This is a genomic window from Pseudomonas sp. M30-35, assembly GCF_002163625.1.
In the GTDB taxonomy this organism is placed as follows: domain Bacteria; phylum Pseudomonadota; class Gammaproteobacteria; order Pseudomonadales; family Pseudomonadaceae; genus Aquipseudomonas.
This window is the reverse complement of sequence record NZ_CP020892.1, coordinates 934,690-956,258: the sequence shown is the minus strand read 5'-3', so window position 1 is coordinate 956,258 and position 21,569 is coordinate 934,690. Positions and strand designations below refer to the sequence as shown.

The 21,569-nt window shown below is 54.0% G+C and carries 21 protein-coding genes; 14 read left to right on the top strand and 7 right to left on the bottom strand.

Annotated elements, in window-relative coordinates; all coding sequences use genetic code 11:
• The first annotated feature begins 244 nt into the window (after positions 1–244).
• From B9K09_RS04460 to B9K09_RS04440, 5 genes are all read left to right on the top strand, one after another.
• Entirely contained in the window at positions 245–910 is a 666-nt protein-coding gene (locus B9K09_RS04460) for a TetR/AcrR family transcriptional regulator (protein WP_087515696.1), read from the top strand.
• Positions 910–1,494: a YigZ family protein gene (locus B9K09_RS04455; protein ID WP_087515695.1), complete on the top strand. Its 585-nt coding sequence runs from the start codon at positions 910–912 to the stop codon at positions 1,492–1,494. The genes B9K09_RS04460 and B9K09_RS04455 overlap by 1 nt, the downstream gene beginning before the upstream one ends.
• Before the next feature lie 237 nt (positions 1,495–1,731).
• Positions 1,732–3,273: an ABC transporter ATP-binding protein gene (locus B9K09_RS04450; protein ID WP_087515694.1), complete on the top strand. Its 1,542-nt coding sequence runs from the start codon at positions 1,732–1,734 to the stop codon at positions 3,271–3,273.
• 10 nt (positions 3,274–3,283) lie between these two features.
• A complete protein-coding gene (locus B9K09_RS04445; protein WP_087515693.1) occupies positions 3,284–4,381 on the top strand; it encodes an ABC transporter permease in 1,098 nt (365 codons plus the stop codon).
• A 53-nt stretch (positions 4,382–4,434) separates the two neighbouring features.
• A complete protein-coding gene (locus B9K09_RS04440; RefSeq protein ID WP_087515692.1) occupies positions 4,435–5,361 on the top strand; it encodes an ABC transporter permease in 927 nt (308 codons plus the stop codon).
• Between the two features lie 88 nt (positions 5,362–5,449).
• Here B9K09_RS04440 and B9K09_RS04435 read toward each other — a convergent pair whose 3' ends face one another.
• Entirely contained in the window at positions 5,450–6,139 is a 690-nt protein-coding gene (locus tag B9K09_RS04435; protein WP_087515691.1) for a Crp/Fnr family transcriptional regulator, read from the bottom strand.
• 240 nt (positions 6,140–6,379) lie between these two features.
• Between B9K09_RS04435 and B9K09_RS04430 the strand changes: the two genes are divergently transcribed.
• From B9K09_RS04430 to B9K09_RS04405, 6 genes are all read left to right on the top strand, one after another.
• Positions 6,380–8,347: an alkyl/aryl-sulfatase gene (locus tag B9K09_RS04430; RefSeq protein ID WP_087515690.1), complete on the top strand. Its 1,968-nt coding sequence runs from the start codon at positions 6,380–6,382 to the stop codon at positions 8,345–8,347.
• A 131-nt stretch (positions 8,348–8,478) separates the two neighbouring features.
• Entirely contained in the window at positions 8,479–9,165 is a 687-nt protein-coding gene (locus B9K09_RS04425; protein WP_087515689.1) for an SDR family oxidoreductase, read from the top strand.
• A 177-nt stretch (positions 9,166–9,342) separates the two neighbouring features.
• Entirely contained in the window at positions 9,343–10,701 is a 1,359-nt protein-coding gene (locus tag B9K09_RS04420; protein ID WP_177408635.1) for an 8-oxoguanine deaminase, read from the top strand.
• Positions 10,702–11,075: 374 nt separating this feature from the next.
• Positions 11,076–12,158, top strand: a complete 1,083-nt coding sequence (locus B9K09_RS04415; RefSeq protein ID WP_087515688.1) for a BMP family ABC transporter substrate-binding protein — start codon at positions 11,076–11,078, stop codon at positions 12,156–12,158.
• Between the two features lie 79 nt (positions 12,159–12,237).
• On the top strand, positions 12,238–13,212 hold the full coding sequence (locus tag B9K09_RS04410) for a 2-oxoglutarate and iron-dependent oxygenase domain-containing protein (protein WP_087515687.1): 975 nt from the start codon (positions 12,238–12,240) through the stop codon (positions 13,210–13,212).
• A gap of 109 nt (positions 13,213–13,321) precedes the next feature.
• Positions 13,322–14,269 (top strand): adenosine deaminase, encoded by a 948-nt coding sequence (locus tag B9K09_RS04405; protein WP_087515686.1) that lies wholly within the window; start codon positions 13,322–13,324, stop codon positions 14,267–14,269.
• A 162-nt stretch (positions 14,270–14,431) separates the two neighbouring features.
• Here B9K09_RS04405 and B9K09_RS04400 read toward each other — a convergent pair whose 3' ends face one another.
• The 5 genes from B9K09_RS04400 to B9K09_RS04380 form a co-directional block, all read right to left on the bottom strand.
• Positions 14,432–14,899: a copper chaperone PCu(A)C gene (locus B9K09_RS04400; protein WP_087515685.1), complete on the bottom strand. Its 468-nt coding sequence runs from the start codon at positions 14,897–14,899 to the stop codon at positions 14,432–14,434.
• Between the two features lie 151 nt (positions 14,900–15,050).
• Positions 15,051–15,470, bottom strand: coding sequence for a DUF302 domain-containing protein (locus B9K09_RS04395; protein WP_087515684.1), 420 nt, complete (start codon positions 15,468–15,470; stop codon positions 15,051–15,053).
• Between the two features lie 95 nt (positions 15,471–15,565).
• Positions 15,566–16,978, bottom strand: a complete 1,413-nt coding sequence (locus B9K09_RS04390) for a PepSY domain-containing protein (protein WP_087515683.1) — start codon at positions 16,976–16,978, stop codon at positions 15,566–15,568.
• Positions 16,979–17,097: 119 nt separating this feature from the next.
• The gene (locus B9K09_RS04385) at positions 17,098–17,487 is read right to left on the bottom strand and encodes a DUF2946 domain-containing protein (RefSeq protein ID WP_087515682.1); all 390 of its coding nucleotides are present in this window, start codon (positions 17,485–17,487) and stop codon (positions 17,098–17,100) included.
• 54 nt (positions 17,488–17,541) lie between these two features.
• Positions 17,542–18,459 carry a LysR family transcriptional regulator gene (locus B9K09_RS04380; RefSeq protein ID WP_087515681.1) on the bottom strand — a complete coding sequence of 306 codons (918 nt, stop codon included), beginning with the start codon at positions 18,457–18,459 and terminating at the stop codon, positions 17,542–17,544.
• Positions 18,460–18,577: 118 nt separating this feature from the next.
• On the opposite strand from B9K09_RS04380, the gene B9K09_RS04375 reads away from it, so the two are divergent.
• The 3 genes from B9K09_RS04375 to B9K09_RS04365 all read left to right on the top strand — a co-directional run bounded on the left by B9K09_RS04375 (position 18,578) and on the right by B9K09_RS04365 (position 20,307).
• A complete protein-coding gene (locus B9K09_RS04375) occupies positions 18,578–18,871 on the top strand; it encodes a putative quinol monooxygenase (RefSeq protein ID WP_256574228.1) in 294 nt (97 codons plus the stop codon).
• Positions 18,872–18,880: 9 nt separating this feature from the next.
• Entirely contained in the window at positions 18,881–19,897 is a 1,017-nt protein-coding gene (locus B9K09_RS04370) for a zinc-binding alcohol dehydrogenase family protein (RefSeq protein WP_087515680.1), read from the top strand.
• 230 nt (positions 19,898–20,127) lie between these two features.
• A complete protein-coding gene (locus B9K09_RS04365) occupies positions 20,128–20,307 on the top strand; it encodes a hypothetical protein (RefSeq protein ID WP_087515679.1) in 180 nt (59 codons plus the stop codon).
• Between the two features lie 11 nt (positions 20,308–20,318).
• Here B9K09_RS04365 and B9K09_RS04360 read toward each other — a convergent pair whose 3' ends face one another.
• Complete coding sequence (locus B9K09_RS04360; RefSeq protein ID WP_087515678.1) at positions 20,319–21,509, bottom strand: multidrug effflux MFS transporter; 1,191 nt, start codon at positions 21,507–21,509, stop codon at positions 20,319–20,321.
• Positions 21,510–21,569: the final 60 nt, after the last annotated feature.

Below are 21,569 nucleotides of genomic sequence, written 5' to 3'. Positions count from 1 at the left end.
CGTCGAGGAAAGTGCTCTGTGCATGGCTGCAGCTAAAGTAATAAAATGGCGCAGAGTTGGACACAAAAGTAATGTCTCGTAGCGCAACCAACAACATCAAGGCTGCGCACGCTCTACCAAGGGCGCACCAGAGCTGTGCGGCTGACTCGCCAAGTGTATTTTTTTCTTACCGAGCTTGTCACCCAAGCGCCACTCGGGTATCTGTTCATTAGCTCAGTTCACAGAATAATTCGGAACCGCCCCCATGACTCTTGAAGTGCCAGCGCATAGCGCCAACAACAGCGGTAAACCTGCAGGGCGCATCCGTCAGAAAAATGAAGAAGCCATTCTGCGTGCTGCGGAAGAAGAGTTTGCGCGCCATGGTTTCAAAGGCACCAGCATGAACACCATTGCGCAAAATGTGGGACTGCCCAAAGCCAATCTGCACTACTACTTCACCAATAAGCTCGGGCTTTACCTTGCGGTTCTGAGCAACATTATCGAACTCTGGGACAGCACCTTTAACAACCTGACCGCTGAAGATGACCCAGCAGAGTCGTTGAGCCGCTACATTCGGGCGAAGATGGAGTTCTCACGGCGCCAGCCTAAAGCCTCGCGGATTTTTGCAATTGAAGTCATCAGTGGCGGTGAGTGCCTCACTGAATACTTCAATGAAGACTACCTCGCCTGGTTCCGCGGCCGTGCGGCAGTATTTGATGCATGGATCGCCGCCGGCAAGATTGACCGGGTCGACTCCACTCACTTGATTTTCCTGCTGTGGAGCAGCACTCAGCATTATGCAGACTTCGCCGCACAGATTTGTCGAGTCAGCGGCCGCTCGCGCCTGACCAAGCAAGACTTCGAAGAAGCGACAAACAACCTGATCCACATCATTCTTAAAGGTTGCGGGCTAACGCCGCCAACAGTCTGATGGCTTACACCCTTACCAGCCCGTGCCAGCACCAAGAGGAAATTCGCAAAAGCCGCTTCCTCACCTTGGCTGGGCATGCGGACAGCCCCGCCGCTGCCCAGGCATTCATTGATCAATTCAGTGACAGCAACGCCACGCATAATTGCTGGGCGTGGAAGGTAGGCCAGCAATACCGGTTCAATGACGATGGTGAACCGGGCGGCACAGCTGGCCGGCCGATTCTGGCGGCGATTGAGGGTCAAGAGTTCGATCAAGTGGTCGTTCTGGTTATCCGCTGGTACGGCGGCATCCAACTGGGCACCGGCGGTTTATCTCGCGCTTATGGCGGCGGTGCCAACAAGTGCTTGCAGGCGGGCGAACGCTTGCAACTGGTCGCGCGCGTACATTGCGATTGTCACGTGCAGTTTGCTGAGTTGCCACGTCTCAAAGCCCGGCTGAGTGAATTTGATGTGCTGATCGAGAAGGAAGCATTCACCGCACAAGGAGTCGATTTGGAATTGGCGATCAACCCCGAGCACTTCGAAGATTTCACCCAACTCGTTGCCGACCTCACCCGTGGCCGTGAAGCACTGATTGCCCCCTGAACCTCATGCTCGGTTTATACCTATCGATGCGAGTCGGGTCGTAACACTACAGCGCACTGATATTGCTCCCTAGCTGCACAATGGCACCCCAAACTGGTGCAATAAAGTCCCCGGCATCACAGCGCCCAGTCAATGGCATCGTTGAGATAGGCTTTTCTGACCTACCGGCCAAGTTTTTACTGTGACTGGCTAAGTTTTTGCTTTAGTAGCGGCAGTCGTTTATTTGAGTCACTGCCCATGTCTAGCCCAACTTCACTCGCACGTTTACAGATGCGCGGCATTACCAAGCGCTATCCCGGCTGCGTGGCCAATGATCAGATTGATCTGAACATCCAGGCCGGTGAAATCCATGCATTGCTTGGCGAGAACGGCGCCGGCAAAAGCACCTTGATGAAAATCATCTACGGTGTCATCCAGCCTGATGAAGGTGAACTACGCTGGCACGGTGAAGCGCTGACCATGCGTGACCCTTCCATGGCCCGCAACCTCGGGATCGGCATGGTGTTTCAGCACTTCTCGCTGTTCGAGACGCTCAGCGTTGCCGAGAACATTGCCTTAGCAATGGGCCGCCAAGCTGGCACACCGAAACAGCTGGAACCGAAGATCCGCGAAGTATCAAAACGTTATGGCATGCCACTCGAACCGGAAAGACTGGTGCACAGCTTGTCGATTGGTGAGCGCCAGCGCGTCGAGATCGTGCGTTGCCTGATGCAAGACATAAAACTGCTGATTCTCGATGAACCCACCTCGGTGCTCACTCCGCAGGAAGCTGACGAGTTATTCACCACCCTGCGCAGACTCGCAGCTGAAGGCTGCAGCATTCTGTTTATCAGTCACAAGCTCGGAGAGGTTCGCGCACTCTGCCAGAGCGCGACAGTCTTGCGCGGCGGCAAAGTCTCCGGGCACTGCATCCCTGCTCAGTGCACAGATTTAGAGCTGGCCAAGTTGATGGTTGGCGAAACCGAAGGGCTTGAAACACGTCACCCGAAAGTCAGCGGCGGCGAACATTTCCTGCAAGTCGAGCAACTGTCCTGGCACAACCCCGACCCATTCGGCACCTCGCTGCGCGACCTACAACTCGAGGTGCGCAGTGGCGAGATCGTGGGTATAGCCGGTGTTGCCGGCAATGGGCAGGATGAAATCCTGGCGCTACTCAGTGGCGAACAGGCACTGCACAAGCGCGACGCCATGCGTATCAATTTTGCCGGTCAGCCGGTTGCTCACTTGCAACCGGATGCACGACGTCAACTGGGCTTGGCGTTTGTACCCGCTGAGCGCCTCGGGCATGGCGCAGTCCCAGACATGAGTTTGAGCGATAACGCTTTGCTCACCGCCTTCCAACAAGGCTTGGTCAGCAAGGGTTTGATCAAACGCAATGCGGTGGTGGCGTTCGCCGAAGAGATCATCCGCCGGTTTGCGGTAAAAACACCGAATGCACAAACGGCTGCACGCAGCTTGTCAGGCGGCAATCTGCAGAAATTCATTCTCGGTCGCGAAATCATGCAAAACCCCAAGTTGCTGATCGCTGCCCACCCGACCTGGGGCGTTGATATCGGTGCCGCCACAGCGATTCATCGCGCCTTGATTGCGTTACGTGATGCAGGCACGGCGATTCTAGTGATATCCGAAGACCTTGATGAGCTGTTCCAGATTTGCGACCGAATTGGTGCGCTCAGCAGCGGCAAGTTATCGGCACTGGCCAATACCCCTGAAACCAATCCGGTGGAGGTCGGCCGCTGGATGGCGGGCCAATTCAACACTGAAGCTGTTCTGAGCTGACGGAGTTTTTATGTTGTTATCGCTTGAACCTCGCGGCCAGCAATCGCGCGCCATGCTCTGGTTGTCACCGGTGTTGGCTGCTGCACTGACATTGATCTGCGGCTCGCTGCTGTTTTTATTGCTGGGCCTCGACCCATTACTGACCTTGCATACATTGCTGATTTCGCCATTGAGCGACTGGTATGGCGTGTCTGAACTGTTGGTCAAGGCACTGCCAATTTTACTCTGTGCGCTTGGGTTGGCAGTGGCATACCACGCCCGTATCTGGAACATCGGTGCCGAAGGCCAGTTGTTACTCGGCGCCTTGGCTGGCAGTGCCGTGGCGGTGCATATCATTGATTGGGAAAGCCATTGGGCACTGGCATTAGTTATCAGCGCGGGGATTGCTGCAGGTGCTGCTTGGGCTGGGCTTACGGCGTGGCTGCGCACGCAGTTCAATGCCAATGAAATCCTTACCAGCATCATGCTCAACTACATCGCCCTCAACCTGCTGCTGTACTTCGTTCACGGGCCATTGAAAGACCCGCAAGGCTATAACTTTCCCGAGTCGGCGATGTTTGGTGACTTCAGTCGATTGGCATTGCTCAGTGAAGATGGCCGTGTCCATGCAGGCTTGTACTTTGCCCTGCTGGCACTGGTTGCCATCTGGGTTTTACTGCAGAAAAGCTTTCTTGGTTTTCAGATCAAAGTGCTCGGTCTTGATCGCCGCGCCGCAGGTTTTGTCGGCTTTCGGGAGAAACGTCTGGTCTGGTTCGCCTTGTTGGTCAGCGGCGCATTGGCAGGTCTTGCCGGGGTTGGCGAAGTCGCCGGACCCATCGGCCAACTGGTGCCGCAGGTGTCTCCCGGTTACGGCTACGCCGCAATCACCGTGGCATTCCTGGGGCGCTTGAACCCGCTAGGCATCCTCTTCGCCAGCCTGCTTATGGCGCTGCTGTATCTGGGTGGCGAGACCGCGCAGATGGCGATGAACCTACCGCAGGCAATTACTCAGTTGTTCCAGGGAATGATGCTGTTCTTTCTACTCGCCTGCGATGTGCTGATTTTGTATCGCCCACGTTTTAAGTGGCAATGGGCGAAACGCACAGACACGCAAAACGCCTTGGCCTAAGAACAGCGGCATCTGGCCCGGCCGGATGCGTTAGTAGAATGTGAGGAAGCTGCATGGATATCGACTTACTGAGCAACATTTTATTCGCCATGGTGCGCACCGGCACTCCGCTGCTGCTGGTCGCATTGGGTGAAATGGTCTGCGAGAAAAGTGGCGTACTCAACCTGGGCCAAGAAGGCATGATGCTATTTGGCGCGGTAATTGGTTTTATCATCGCGTTCAGCACCGGCAACCTGTGGCTTGGAGTAATACTGGCGATGGCGGCGGGCATGCTTTTGTCATTGCTGTTCGCGGCTGTGGCTTTGGGCTTTAACGCCAATCAAGTAGCCACCAGCTTGGCGCTGACCATCTTCGGCGTCGGTTTATCGACCTTTGTTGGTGCAGCCTGGGTGGGTAAACCATTGACCGGTTTTGAACCGGTGATTATTCCTTTTTTAAGTGATATTCCACTGATCGGGCGCATGCTGTTCGCTCAGGATTTACTGATTTATCTGTCATTCGCGCTGTTTGCGCTGGTCGCATGGGTGATATTGAAAACCCGCATTGGTCTTATTGTCCAAGCTGTAGGCGAGAACCCGGATGCCGCCAGCGCCATGGGTTTACCGGTGCTGCGCGTACGCACCCTGGCGGTGCTGTTCGGCGGCGCCATGGCCGGCTTGGCCGGGGCATACCTGTCGCTGGCTTATACGCCAATGTGGGCGGAAAACATGACAGCTGGACGCGGCTGGATTGCCTTGGCGTTAGTGGTTTTTGCCAGTTGGCGAGTAATGCGTGTGTTGCTCGGCGCTTACCTATTTGGTTTGGCCAGCATCATTCACTTGGTTGCCCAGGGTATCGGCTTGTCGATCCCCTCGAACCTGCTAGCCATGCTGCCGTATGTCGCAACGATTGTGGTCTTGGTGTTGTTGTCACGCGACCCGATCAAAACCCGCTTGTTCGCGCCAGTGTCATTGGGTAAACCCTGGCAGCCAGGTCACTGATCAGTTCAATAAGGGCAGACCCACTGCGGTCTGCCCCGCATCGAATCCCCTTCGTCCTGATGACCATTGATATGCGCTGAGTCCCTGCTCAAACCGGTGGTTTAATTCCCTGCGAAATGCACTCAAGTGCATCGAGGCTGAGCACCTCAACAGTTCCATAACCGCAGCGCACAATGCCCATTTGCTCCAGCCGCTTTAACGCCTCGTGCGCGCTTTTACGCGACAAGCCTGCCATCGAGCCAATATCAGACTGTGAGGTTTTCGGCAGACGGGTTTTATCGCTAATGGTTGCCAGCCGCTGCAATGTCTTAGCGATTCGCGTGGTGGCATCAGAAGTGGTCAGTGCATCGAGAGTCATCAATGCGACATCAGAGGTGATCGCCGTAAGCAGGTTACACCACTGCCAGTAACCGGGTTCTTGCTCGAGGATTTTGTCCATGCAGGCTTTAGTCAAACGCAGGCAATAACTATCGGTGTAAGCAATGGTGTCAACTCGACGAATGCCTCCACTGAGGAATGCTAACTCACCAGTCCATGCGCCCGGCGCAAATAAATGAAGCAAGCTTGAAGTGTCTACTCGCGGCGGCAATTGGCAGGCGAGGCAACCACTGGCCAGCCCAATTATGGCATTGCCGGGCATTGCACAACGCAAGATAACCTCACCCGCATGGTAATGCTGGAGAGTCGCACGACTTAACAACGCATCCTGAAACTCAACGGGTGTTTGTGACAGCCAACCATGGCTTCGCAGTGTCTGCGCGGCATCAAAAAAGTCCATTTATTACCTTATTTATCAATTGTCACTTTTGGGACAGTTGAATCTATTTTTTTCCAATAGAGTTCCCCAAGACTAAACAAAAAGTGACTCGATTACGCGCGTTATTCACCTGCGGTAATCCTCTATTTCGAATCGCGCTCAAAGGCTCATGCAACCTAAGTGCGGTTCCATGGCTGTATTTTCGCAAGCAGACGGACTCCCACTGACTGGTGGGAGTATGAATATCAAGGAGTTGTAAGCATGCTAGGACTTGTAACAAAACGATTATCCCTTGCAGTACTTTCCACTGTGGTTATTACCAGCAGTGCATTTGCTGCGCCTAATGAAGCAACCGACACAACCAAGAAAGCCAACGAGGCAATCGCGAACTACCTCCCCTTCACCAATAAGCAAGATTTCGAAGACGCCAGGCGCGGCTTCATTGCTGACCTGCCTAGCCCGGTAATTAAAGGCAAGGACGGCAAGACTGTTATCGACCTGACACAGTATGACTTCCTTAATAAAGAAGGCGAGGCACCGGCAACCGTAAACCCGAGCCTATGGCGTCAATCGCAGCTGTTGGCAATTCGCGGCCTGTTCAAAGTGGTGGATGGCATTTATCAGGTGCGCAACATCGACTTGGCGAATATGACGTTCGTGCGCGGTAAAACCGGCTGGATTGTGATTGATCCGCTGACCTCAGACGAAACAGCCAAGGCGGCACTGGACCTGATCAACGATAAAGTCGAGAGACTGCCTGTTTCGGCGGTGCTCATCACTCACTCACACCTCGATCACTTCGCGGGGCTGCGTGCAATCGTCGATGAGGCCGATGTTAAGTCAGGCAAGGTTCCACTCATTGCGCCTGAAGGCTTTATGGAAGAAGCCGTGAGCGAGAACGTATTTGCTGGCACAGCGATGAGCCGTCGCGCCTCGTACATGTTCGGCAACCTGCTACCGAAAAATCCCAAAGGTAACGTCGGGGCTGGTCTAGGTATCACCACTGCTGCCGGCGATATCACTCTGCTTGAGCCGAACAAGTTGATCGGCAAGACTGGCGAGAAGATGACCATTGACGGTGTCGATGTAGAATTCCAAATGGCGCCTGGCACCGAAGCGCCAGCGGAAATGCTCTTCTACTTCCCGCAGTTTAAAGCACTGGATTTAGCCGAAGACGCCAACCACACCCTGCACAACTTGCTCACCCTGCGCGGCGCCAAAGTACGCAGCGCACAAAAGTGGTCCAGCACCCTGGGTGAAACCCTCGACATGTGGGGCGACAAAGCTGAAGTTTCGTTTGGTAGCCACCACTGGCCACAATGGGGGCAAGAAAGGGTTGTCGAACACCTGGAAAAACAACGCGACCTGTACAAATACATCAACGATCAAACACTGCGCATGGCTAACCAAGGCATGACCATGAATGAGATCGCTGAAGAATTCGTGCTGCCAGACAGCTTGGCCAAAGAGTTCTACAACCGCAGTTATTACGGTGACCTGAAGCACAACGTACGCGCGACGTATCAGTTGTACCTCGGCTTCTGGGACGGTAACCCAGCTAACTTCAACCCGCTGCCGCCGGTAGAAGAAGCCAGGAAGTATGTTGCAATGGTAGGTGCCGACAAGATGCTGGCAAATGCCCAGGAAGCTTACGATAAAGGCGAGTATCGCTGGTCCGCGACTGTAACCAACAAGCTGGTGTTTGCTGATCCAGAAAACCAGGCAGCCCGTAACCTAGAAGCCGATGCACTCGAGCAAATGGGTTATCAGGCCGAATCCGGTCCTGCACGTAACTTCTACTTGAGTGGTGCTCAAGAACTGCGTAACGGTGTTAAGAAAATGATTACACCTAACGCCAGTTCTCCTGACCTCATTCGCAGCATGACCACGGAAATGATCCTGGACTTCGTGGCCGTTCACCTTAATGGTCCTAAGGTCGGCGATAAGAACTATGCCTTCAATCTTGAGTTCCCAGACACCCAAGAGAAGTTTCTGTTAACGGTCAAAAATGGCGTGATGAATTATGCCAAGGACAAGACCCGCAAGGCAGTTGACGGCTCAGTGACCCTCAACCGCAGCGTTCTCAATGACATCGCTCTGGGTAAATTGAAAATGGGCAACTTGACTGAAAGCGGCGAAGTGACAGTCGACGGTGACAAAGCCAAGTTCAAGGAAATGTTGAGCAACCTCGACACCTTCAATTTCTGGTTCAAAATTTCTGAACCATAACCCCTGACCTATAACTACTGACCTGTAGTTAAAAAACGCCCCGAATCAGGGGCGTTTTTTATTGCCCGAGATTTGATCAGGCAAAATCGTAGACAATGGCGCCATCCAATATACAACCCGAGGAGACCTTTATGGCCGAGCAACAAACAGCGTTAATAATCGGAGCCTCTCGCGGCCTGGGCCTTGGCCTGGTGAAACAATTCAGCCTGTTAGGTTGGAGCGTCATGGCAACCGTTCGCTCACCACAACGGGCTGATGAGCTGAAAGCTGTACAGGGGGTAAAAATCGAAACATTGGATATCGACAGCAACGAGTCGTTAGATGCGCTGGTCAAACAACTTGAGGACCAAGTATTCGATCTGATCTTCGTCAATGCTGGGGTACTTGGTCCCGAGCATCAGTCGGCTGGAGCTGCAACTCAGAAAGAACTCGGCCAGTTGTTTATGACCAACGTCGCCGCCCCGATCCGTTTGGCTGAAAGATTAGTTGATCAGCTTCGCCCAGACACTGGGGTTCTGGCGTTTATGAGTTCGGTACTAGGCAGCGTAACCAACCCGGAAGGCGACAACATGGCGCTGTATAAAGCCAGTAAAGCGGCGCTCAACTCCTTGACCAACAGTTTTGTATGCGCACTGCCTGAGCCGCGCCCGACCGTACTTTCCCTGCATCCAGGTTGGGTTAGAACAGAGATGGGCGGACCGAATGCCGAGATTGACGTTGAAACCAGCTGCGCGGGATTAGCCGTTCAAGTGCAACGCTTTGCCGGTAAAGGTGGTCATCACTTTATTGACTACAAAGGCCAAACAATCGCCTGGTAATACACAGATTCAGTTACCAAGACGGATGAGCTTCAGGTGCAACCTAACTCGGTTTTGTTGAACAAGATCACGTTGACGGTTATCTTAAGTACCTGTCGCGCCCCCGTGCGGCGCACCTGGATCAGCAGACAGGGTTAACACTGAGCTGGCTACCTGAAATCAACTCAGAGGGCCTGCATGGTGCCTAATACTCATATCTGGATCAAAACCCCACTCGCCACTTTCACTGCCAACGGCCTTGATGCCTCAGGCGGCATTGTCGTCGAGCATGGCGTCATCAGCGAAATTCTCGGCGCGGGTCAGCAACCTGCAAAACCTGGTTATGCGGTCTTCGACGCCCGCGAGCACGTGGTACTGCCGGGGCTAATCAATACCCATCATCACTTCTACCAGACACTCACCCGCGCTTGGGGCCCAGTGGTCAATCAGCCGTTATTTCCGTGGCTGAAAACCCTCTACCCGGTTTGGGCTCGTCTGACGCCAGAAAAACTCGCTCTGGCGAGTAAAGTTGCGCTGGCAGAACTGTTGTTGTCGGGTTGCAGTACTGCTGCCGACCACCATTACCTGTTCCCGGGTGGTTTGGAAAACGCGATTGACGTGCAAGTCGAAGCGGTACGTGAACTTGGTATGCGCGCCATGCTCACGCGTGGTTCGATGAGTTTAGGCGAAGCCGATGGCGGCCTGCCGCCGCAGCAAACGGTGCAACAAGGTCAGGTAATTCTTGAAGACAGCCTGCGCCTGATCAATGAATACCATGAGCGTGGCGATGGCGCGCAAATCCAAATCGCCTTGGCGCCCTGCTCACCCTTCTCGGTGACCCAAGAGATCATGCGTGAAAGCGCTGACCTGGCTGAGAAGATGGATGTACGCCTGCACACGCATTTGGCCGAAACACTGGATGAAGAAGATTTCTGCCTGCAGCGCTTTGGCCTGCGCACCGTTGATTATCTCGACAGTGTCGGCTGGCTCAGCTCACGTACCTGGTTGGCCCACGGCATCCATTTCAACCCTGATGAGATCGTGCGTCTGGGCCAGGCTGGCACCGGTATTTGCCACTGCCCAAGCTCAAACATGCGCTTGGCATCCGGGATCTGCCCAACCATCGACCTGGAAGCAGCTGGCGCGCCAATCGGCTTGGGGGTTGATGGCTCGGCATCGAATGATGCTTCAAACATGATCCTCGAAGCACGGCAGGCGCTGTACATTCAGCGCCTGCGCTACGGTGCAGAAAAGATCACCCCTGAACTGGTGCTCGGCTGGGCCAGCAAAGGCTCGGCACGCCTGCTTGGGCGTAGCGACATTGGTGAGCTGGCCGTGGGCAAACAAGCGGATCTGGCATTTTTCAAACTTGATGAACTGCGCTTCTCCGGCAGCCACGATCCAATTTCGGCGTTACTGCTGTGTGGCGCGGACCGTGCTGACAGGATGATGATTGGTGGCCAATGGCGCGTCATCGACGGTCAAATCGAAGGCCTTGATGTTGCTCAGCTGATTGCCGATCACCGCCAAGCAGCCAAAGAGTTGATCGCAGGCTAACCAAGCGCTTGCACCACTTGGCAGCACGCAGGTGACTTTCGCCAGCGCAGTTGCACCAACACAGAACCCTGCTCCGGCAGGGTTCTGTGTTTTAAGGAACCTCTAAAAACTACTGCGCTAGATATTACGGTGTTAAAAAAACTGCTCAAAATGCTCATTTAGGCCACTAAAGTCGCGCGCGACCCCGGTCGCTTCTTCGCATTTTTTTGCCTTGTACTATCGTCGCTCGCTACCTTTTCAGAGGCCCCTAACTAGGGAGGAATCGCCTGAGAACGGGTAATTGTCTAGTTGGTCAGTTTTTTGCAACCGACTTAGCGCCAACAAGAATTCAGCGCCTAGCCGCAATTAACTTCACCTACGGAGCAATACCCGCTATGCAGAAGAAGAGTAAAAAGCCACTGCTGCGTGCCCTCGTCGCCGCCCTCGGTTTTAGCGCCGCCATGAGCGCGTCCGCCGCTGACCCACTGAAGGTCGGCTTCGTCTATATAGGCCCTATCGGCGACCACGGCTGGACCTATCAGCACGAGCAAGGCCGTAAAATGATGGTTGAGAAGATGGGTGACAAGATCGAAACCAGCTTCGTCGAAAACGTGCCAGAAGGCGCTGACGCCGAGCGCGTTATTCGTAACATGGCGAAAAGTGGCTACGACCTGATTTTCACCACGTCGTTTGGTTACATGAATCCAACCTTGAAAGTCGCCAAGCAGTTCCCGAAAGTAACCTTTGAGCATGCAACGGGTTACAAGCAAGCCAAGAACGTCGGCACCTATTTGTCGCGTTCGTATGAAGGCCGTTATGTCGGTGGCTACCTTGCCGCGAAGATGACCAAGACCAAGAAAATCGGTTACATCGCCTCCTTCCCAATTCCAGAAGTGATCCGCGATATCAACTCGATCCAACTGGCACTCGACAAGTACAACCCAGGCACCGAAATCAAAGTGGTCTGGGTTAACTCCTGGTTCGACCCGGGTAAAGAGTCTGACGCTGCAAACGCTCTGATCGACCAAGGCGTTGACGTAGTGTTCCAGCACACTGACAGCCCAGCACCCATCCAGACAGCAGAACGCCGGGGCGTGTACGCAGTCGGCTATGCCTCTGACATGCAGCACTTTGGACCAAATGCCGTGCTGACTTCGATCGTCAACAACTGGGGGCCGCACTACATTAAGTCAGCGCAAGCTGTGATTGACGGCAACTGGAAATCACAGGATTACTGGGGCGGCTTGAATGACGACACCATCCAACTGCCGCTCAGCGATTTGGTTCCGGCGGACGTCAAAGCTGAGGCCGAGCAGATTGAAGCCAGCATCAAGAGCGGTGAATTCCATCCGTTCACCGGCCCAATCAAAGACCAGAGCGGCGCAGTCAAAATTGCAGAGGGTGTCGTCGCCACCAATGCCGAGCTGGCCTCGATGAATTACTACGTCGAAAACGTCAAAGCTGAACTGCCGAAGTAATTCGCGGCGCAGCCCTTGGCTACTAATAACTGATTGAGACTGCCAGCCAAGCCCTGGCAGTCTATTCTCAGAGAAGATCATGAATCCAAATCAACTGCCCCTAATCGATATAGCCCCGCTCTACAGCACTGATGAAAACGCTTGGAAACAGGTTGCCAGGCAGATTGATCAAGCCTGCCGCGAATGGGGCTTTTTTTACATCACCGGCCACCCAATCTCCACCCAACGTATTACCCAGCTGGCGGATGCGGCGAAGACCTTCTTCGGCCAGCCCGACGCTGAAAAACTCAAGATTGATATTACCCAGACCCAGCATCATCGAGGCTACGGCGCAATTGCCACCGAGCAACTCGATCCGAGCAAACCCAGCGACCTCAAAGAAACCTTCGACATGGGTTTCAACATGCCAGCGGATCACCCGGATGTAGTGGCTGGCAAACCGTTACGCGGCCCTAATCGCCACCCACAACTGAGCGGTTGGAACGAGCTGATGGAGCAGCATTACAACGACATGCATGAGCTGGCAAAAACCCTGCTGCGCAGCATGACTATCGCGTTGGGGATTGAGCGTGATTTTTTCGATACGCGTTTCGAAGAGCCAATCAGCGTGTTTCGTATGATCCACTATCCTCCGCGCCACACCGCCAGCAGCGCCGAGCAACAAGGCGCGGGGGCGCACACAGATTACGGCTGCGTGACCTTGCTTTACCAAGACAGCGCCGGTGGCTTGCAGGTGCAAAACGTCAATGGCGAATGGATTGATGCGCCGCCAATTGAAGGCAGTTTTGTGGTCAATATCGGCGACATGATGGCGCGCTGGAGCAACGACCGCTACAAGTCGACACCGCATCGGGTTATCAGCCCATTGGGGGTTGATCGTTACTCAATGCCATTCTTCGCCGAGCCACACCCCGACACCGAAATCAGCTGCCTGCCCGGCTGCTCCGACGCCAATAACCCGGCCAAATATGCAGCCACTACCAGTGCCGAATATTTACTTTCCCGCTTCGCTGACACTTACGCCTACCGCCGCACCGAACAAGCTGAAAGCTAATAAGCAAGCAAACAGCTATATGAACCGCGAGGGCCGCTGCATCACCCTCGCCGATTCCTGACTCAGCGGTTAAACTATGGCCTGACTAAACAGCTGACGAGAATTAACTATGTACGATTGGCTCAACGCCCTACCCAAAGCCGAACTTCATTTGCATCTTGAAGGTTCGCTTGAGCCTGAGTTGCTGTTTGCGCTGGCTGAGCGCAATAAAATCGTGCTGCCGTGGAATGATGTTGAAGCGCTACGCGGCGCGTATGCGTTTAACAATCTGCAGGAGTTTCTCGACCTGTACTACCGGGGTGCTGATGTTCTGCGTACCGAGCAGGATTTCTACGACCTGACCTGGGCTTACCTGGAGCGCTGCAAGGCACAGAACGTGATTCACACAGAACCGTTCTTTGACCCACAAACCCATACCGATCGTGGCATTCCATTTGAGGTGGTGCTGACGGGTATCAAGCAGGCGCTGGATGACGGAAAAAAACAGCTGGGCATCAGCCATGGTTTGATTCTCAGCTTCTTGCGCCATTTATCAGAAGAAGAAGCCTTCAAAACACTTGATCAAGCAACGCCATTTCGCGATGCCTTTATCGCCGTCGGTCTCGACAGCTCAGAGATGGGCCACCCGCCAAGCAAGTTTCAACGGGTGTTCGACAAGGCTCGCAGCGAAGGTTATCTGAGCGTGGCGCACGCAGGTGAAGAAGGCCCGCCGGAATACATCTGGGAGGCGCTCGACTTGCTGAAAATCGAGCGCATTGATCACGGTGTCCGGGCGATTGAAGACGAGCGCCTGATGCAGCGCATCATTGATGAACAGATTCCGCTGACCGTTTGCCCGCTGTCCAACACCAAGCTCTGTGTGTTTGACGATATGCGCCAGCACAATATCCTTGAGATGCTTGAGCGCGGCGTCAAGGTCACCGTCAACTCAGATGACCCTGCCTATTTCGGTGGCTACGTCACCGAGAACTTTGCAGCGCTGCATACCAGCCTCGGCATGACCGAAGACCAGGCCAAGCGTCTCGCGCAAAACAGTCTCGACGCACGTTTAACTTAAAACAGATGGGGTGGGCAAGTTGCGCGTGTCACACCCCACGCGGTGATATTTATCGTGTAGGGCGGACAGCGCTTTTCTGTCCGCCATTTGCGGCGCAAAACAGGGTTGCTTGCCGATTCGCGGTGGACAAGCTGCGCGTTGTCACACCCTACACCTCCACTACTAGTGTTTATGTGCCTCGCCTGCGGCTGGCGCATCCTTCTGCACATTGACTTGCACTTCGACATCACCGGCCTTCTCAAAGGTCAAGGTCATGGGGAAATGCTCACCCGCTTTCATCTGCTGCTCCAGATTGAACAACATGACGTGGTAACCCATGGGCTCAAACCTGACCTGACCGCCTGCGGGAATATCAACGCCTTGCACCTGCTGCATTTTCATCACATCGCCAGCATGGACGTGCTCATGCATCTCTGCCTTGCCAGCAACTGGGGTCTCGACGGCGATGAGCCGATCAGCCTCCTTACCCTTGTTATCGACAACAAAATAAGCCGCCGCAGTTGGAGCAACGGGTGGCATCTCGCGTGACCACGGGTGCTCGATATGCAGATCGCCCAGATCGAACTCATGGGCATTGGCCAAAAAAGCAGGGCTCATCAGCGCCGCAACCAATAGAATTTTATTTAACATTCAAGCTCTCCAGTAACATTGAATAAAAACTCACATAAATGAACACTGTTGTAATAAAAACAATGCATGACATGCCCCCCTATCAAGCTGTAATCCGGGCGCACGTGGATTGCACCTTAATAGGGTTCATCAATAGTCAGGCCCTGTTTAATCAACTTGCAGCGACCATATAATCAAGCCAGTCAGGCAGCAGTGAATTAATCGCAGCAATCGCCCCGTCCGCACCATTTAGCTGATATGCGCTATCTAAATGATCGATATCGGTACAACGAACCCAGACTTGACCATCATCTGCCTGCCAAATAAACACCCTGACGGGCAACTCAAAACCCGCTTCAAGATTGGCGCTAAGCAGCTTTCCAACCAGAGTAGTATTTTGGATCAATAGACATTCCGTCGGGTTAACTTCCTCACCGGATAACTTGGCAATGTCTTGTTGATTCAACCGCGCGACTCGCATGACTTCAGGGAATGCGTCCAACCTGGCAAGAAGACGGTCAGCCGTCTCTTTTACTGAATTAGAACTTTTGCGGACCCAACGACCTTCACTGATACTATTTTTGTCTTCCATGGCAATCTCCTTGAGTGACCAGATAAATCATGTAATGCAATAGCGCGTACGACTTACTCACGTTAAATATTGGGGCAATTTAATAACACTCGGGTTCAACTGATTTGTAATTGAGCGTTAATCCGCCGACGTGTAAACAGCCAGTCCAATGGTGCAACCAACAATAACGAAGCGCCAACCAACGGGAACAGGCAAGCAACCACCAGCATAATCACCATGCCCCCGCGCCAGATCGGTAGATCATGACGAATGGGTGGCACGCCAAAGCGACCTTGTGGACGACGCTTCCACCAGAGTACCAAACCACTGACGCTACTCAGCAAAATCATCAGGCAGACCAACAGCATTAGCAGCTGATTGGCTAAGCCAAACATTTTGCCTTCGTGGAGCATGACGCCGGTCTCCACAGTTCTGGCGACCAGCCCGTAATCGCTCCAACGGATATCAGCGAGCACTTTGCCGCTGTATTGATCAATATGCAGCGTGGCATCGTTACGTGGATCATCGGCAAACACACTAACGCTATAAACCCCGCGCTCACCCACAGGCAGGCTCACACTAAAACCGGGGTGCACCCCGCGCGCCTCTGCACTATCGACCACCTGCTGTAAGCCGACCTGAGCAGTGCTGGCATTTGAGTGCATATGCGTCATACCGTTATGCGCCGCATGCGGATCAGACTCAGGCATAGGTGTGACCTCAGTTGCCCAAGGCACCGTTTGGTTGGTGCTGGTGTTAAGACTACCGGCCAGCTTGTTGGATTGCGGCACGTCATCCCACATAGCTGCAGGGAAGTGATTCCAGGCACCCGCGAATTTGGCGCCCCAGAAACCGGTCCAGGTCATGCCGGTCAACAACATAAACAGCAACAGCAGCGAGCCCCAGAAGCCAACGACCGCATGCACATCGCGCCAAAACAGCCGCCCGCGACTGGCCAAACGCGGCCAGAACTGCGCCGACTTGCTCGTGCCGCGCGGCCACCAGAGATACAACCCCGAAAGAACCAGGACGATACCCCAACCGGCGGCCAGCTCTACCAAGCGATCGCCAACGGTGCCAATCATCAGTTCGCCATGCAGCTTGCGGGCGATGGCTTGCAGGTTATCTTCAGCGTCTTGAGCGCCAAGAATTTCACCGTTATAGGGATTAACAAACACGTTGAGCGTGGCATCCGCCGTAGTGATCACGAACTGCGCACTGCCCTGCTCATTCACTGGCGGTAGGTACTTGCTGACGTTGGCTTTTGGATAAGCCTGCATGACCTGCGCCATTTGCCGATCAGCGCTAATTCGCTGCTCGGCAACGGGTACCTGCAACAAATCGCCGTACATCAGCTGGTCGAGCTGCGGCTTGAACAGGTAAATAATTCCGGTAACCGAGAGCATGATAAAGAACGGTATGACCAACAACCCGGCGTAAAAATGCCAGCGCCAAGCCAGGTTATAAAACGACAGACTGGATGAGCCAACGACCGTTACCGGCGACTCTGAAGTATGTGCATCGCGCATCAGTTTTCCCCAATTCCCAATACACTTGCCCACCACATAACGTAGATAAGCGCTGGCAAGTGCAATGCAATTCTTATGATTGTTGCCCTCGGTTCAGGCCGAGCAGCAGGCATCTGAATTTATGCGAGGAATGGGGAAGCGCGAGGATTGGCCGAGGGCCAGAGATAGCGAACCGGCCGCCGGAACAACAGCCGCGGTGCAACCAGTTTCTGCTGGGGGCGCAGGAATAAACCAAGAACGCCAAAGAAAGCAGCAAGGGCGATGCCGACGAATGTCGAGCACATTGAACAACCAAAGCCTGTCGCCGGATTGAACAGTGGCGTGTCTGACCCGGCAATATCGAGGGCTGCGTTGCTACTGCCTTGAGCGGAGCAGTAAACCCCGTCGATGCCGCTCAGTTGCAAACCGGTCATCTGACCATGACTAATGCTGCAGGCGAACGCACTGAACAGGATGCTGGCGTACAGCAGCCACGCAATCAGCGAACGATCGACTCTGGTCATGTCCATGGTGGGCAACTCTATCACGAAGCGTGTCAGCGTCTGTCACGCGCTATGACAAGCTTAATTGGCCCAAGGCGCTTTCGCCAGTAGTGCGCGACAACGTGACTGCACAAACTCGCGAAGTAAATGCACAGGCTTACTTAATTGCGAGCGATGCGCGCAGATCAAATTGAGCGGCGTTATTTCGCCGAGGTGTTCACCCATCAGCACTTGCAAGCGCCCGGCCTGGACATCTCCGGCGACGTCCAACCACGACTTGTACATCAAGCCCTGACCGGCAAGCGCCCAACGCCGCACCACATCGGCATCATCGCTTTGCCGGTCGCCTTGCACGGTAATACTTTGCTGGCGCTTGCCATTGCTGAACTGCCAACGTTCATGCACGCGCCCATTGAGCATGTACAGCAGGCAATTATGTCCGGCCAACTCCTCGATTGTTTGCGGCTCACCGTGGCGCGCAAGATAACTCGCAGACGCACACAGTACACGCCGATTATCTGCAGCCACCGGCAAGGCAACCAAGGTTGAGTCCTCGGGTTCGCCATAACGCAGAGCGATATCCACGGGCTCGCGGAACAGGTCTGTCACGCGATCCCCCAGCAACAGGCGTAACTGTAATTGTGGGTGTGCATGCTGAAATTCATCGAGCCAAGGCAACAAGGTGTTGCGCCCAAAATCTGAAGGGGCACAAAGCTGCATCAAGCCGCTGATACCCACTTTATTACCGGCTAATTGCATGCGACCTGCTTCAATACTTTGCAACGCTTGCCGGGCGTGACTGAGAAAAGCCTGACCTTCAGCGGTCAAACGCAAACTGCGCGTAGAACGGGCGAATAAGCGCGCATCAAGTTGTTGCTCCAGTCGCTTTAGCGCCGCACTGGCCACAGCAGGAGAGATATCAAGCAAGCGAGCAGCGGCCGATAAACTGCCTGTTTCAGTGGTGCGCACAAACAGTTGCAAGTCATCAAAGCGAAGCATCACGGCCGCCTATTATCAAAATAATATTGAAATAGACTCTAGTTTCTCTGGGTTTTACTAAACGATCAATTGATTCAGCATGGCTACATTCCTGCCCCAACGATTTGAGGTTTCGACCATGACCCACACACTGACGTTAGTCGCCACAATCACAGCTATTGCTGAGCATCAGGCAACTGTAAAAAACCACTTGCAGGCACTGGTGGCTGCCAGCCGCAAAGAAGCAGCCTGCATTCAGTACGACCTGCACCAGCAACAAGATGCACCCAACGTATTCATCATGATTGAGCAGTGGCGCGATGCCGCAGCACTTGCCGAGCATAAGCAAACCGCGCACTACCAGCATTTTTCAACAACCTGCGCCGAGTTGCTGCAAGGTGTTGAGCTCAAATTAATGACCCAGATTGCCTAAGGAGCCCCCATGAAAGCAGTTGCTTACTACCAATCCCTGCCGGCTGACAATCAACAGTCACTGGTTGATATTGAACTTGCAGCACCAACCCCTGGACCCCACGACCTGCTGGTTGAGGTCAAAGCTATTTCGGTCAACCCGGTCGACACCAAGATCCGCAGGAACGTCGCCCCTGAAAACGCTGAAGCCAAAGTACTCGGCTGGGATGCAGCGGGCGTGGTCAAAGCGGTCGGTGCCGAGGTCAGCTTATTCAAGCCCGGCGATGAAGTTTTTTACGCAGGAGCAATTAACCGCGCGGGAGCCAACAGCGAATTGCACATCGTTGACGAACGCATCGTCGGCCACAAACCCAAAAGCCTGACGTTTGCTGAAGCTGCGGCCATGCCACTGACCACAATTACAGCCTGGGAGTTATTGTTTGACCGCCTGCAAATTATCCAGGGCAACATCGACCAAGGGCAGAGCCTGTTGATTGTTGGCGGCGCTGGCGGCGTGGGTTCAATGTTGATTCAGCTAGCGCGCAAGTTGACAGGGCTAACCGTGATTGCCACTGCTTCACGCCCTGAAACCCAAGCCTGGGTGCGCGAGCTTGGCGCTCATCACGTGCTCGACCACAGCCAGCCCTTGCAACAAGAGTTGCAGCGTGCAGGCCTTGAGCAGGTGACCCATGTCGCCAGTCTGACCCAGACCGACCAGCACTTTACTCAATTGGTCGAATCGCTCGCCCCACAAGGGCGCCTGGCATTGATTGACGATCCGCTTGAACCACTGGATATCATGCAACTCAAGCGCAAGAGTCTTTCGCTGCATTGGGAGCTGATGTTCACCCGCTCGCTGTTCGGCACGGCCGATATGACCGAACAGGGACGTCTGCTCAACAAAGTATCTGAACTGGTTGATACCGCCGCGATTAAAACAACGCTAGGTGAGCATTACGGCGTGATCAATGCTGAGAACCTACGCCGCGCCCACGTTCTTTTGGAGTCGGGCAAGGCCAAGGGCAAAATCGTTCTCGAAGGTTTCTAGGTCGCCTTAAGCGGCAGGGACTGGGTTGAATGCTGCAGCCAAGCAACCAAGCCGGTGGTTTTTAGCCGTCGGCTTTTTACCGCTACCGCTGCTAATCATGAATGCAGCCAGGCGCTAGAAATATTTTGAATTATCGATTTTTTTACCATTAATCGAGAAATTTATTTGTGTCAGTGAAATCTCATATTCAAGGTCTACACTGGGCTGACCAACCATAGGAGGCCAACCAAATGAAAATCCGGATTAGCCCACTAAGCAAAAGCCAAAACTCGCGTTGGCAGGTCAGTTTTGCGGGTCAACAAATCTCATTTCGCAATGAGGCTGAGGCGCGTAATTTTGTCTCGACCCTGCAATCACGCCTGCAAGCGCCGCACTGTCTGCCAACAGAGGAACAGCGCTTGGCAGGCTAACACGCAAACCGTTAAATAGCCGGATAGCCTGCGCGGTGTTCGGCCCATACGGTAAAGCGCGAACACAGTGCTGCAAGCATTGCGCAGCCACAAATAACCAGTGCCATCGGCCATGCTGTGCCGTTATGCAGATAACTCACCAAGGCTGCTGCACTGGCCGCAATTGAGAACTGCAAACAACCCAGTAAGGCCGAGGCGCTGCCTGCATGGCGGCCTTGGCCAGCCATGGCGCAGGCGGATGCGTTAGGTAGCAACACCCCCAAACTGGCGATGCAGCCAAACAAAGGAATCAGCAGCGGCCACAAATGTGCAGGCTTGTTCAAGGCGATGATCAGCAGTGCTGCACCGCAGGCTAAATAGAACCAAACGATTCGGCGCAACCAAAAGCTTGGTCCATGCTTGGCAACCAGCCAAGCGTTGACTTGCGCCATCAGAATAAAGCCCGCTGCGTTACTGCCGAATACCCAACCGTAGTGTTCGGCTGGCACCCCATAAAGCTCGATAAAGACGAATGGTGATCCGGCGATATAGGCAAACATTCCGGCCACCGCCAAGCCACCTGTCAGCGCGTGACCGATAAATGGCCAGTCCGAGAACAACCGCAGATAAGCTCCGAGCGCACCCGATAACGGCGCGCCAGGAACACTGCTATCAAGCGTTTCTGGTAGCCCACGCCAAACTGCAATCATGCACAGCACACTGAATATAGTCAGGCAGACAAAAATCGATTGCCAGCCAAAAACACCCAGCAAAATACCGCCAAATACCGGGGCAAGAATCGGCGCCAAGCCCATCACTAACATCAGTTGCGAGAATACTTTTGCTGAAGCAATCGGGTCACACAAGTCCCGTACTACAGCGCGCGAAATAACCATACCAGCACAACCGCCAAGCGCTTGTACAAAACGGGCAGCAATTAACCACTCAAGACTAGGCGCCAGCGCACAAGCCAGCGAACCGATAGTAAACAAGGTCACGCCGACCAGTAATGGCTTGCGGCGCCCAAAACGGTCAGCCAATGGACCGTAGGCGAGTTGGCCGATCGCCAAGCCCAGAAAGTACACCGCGAGCGATTGCTGCACATGCTCGACATCGGTTGCAAATGCACTGGCAATGCTCGGGAAGCTCGGCAAGTAAAAGTCGATTGCCAACGGCCCAAAGGCGCTAAGGGCACCGAGAATCAATAAGGTTGATAATTTCATCAAAAGCCCCTGCCATTCAAAGCTGGCGTTAACTATACAAACAACAACGCCGCCACTCTT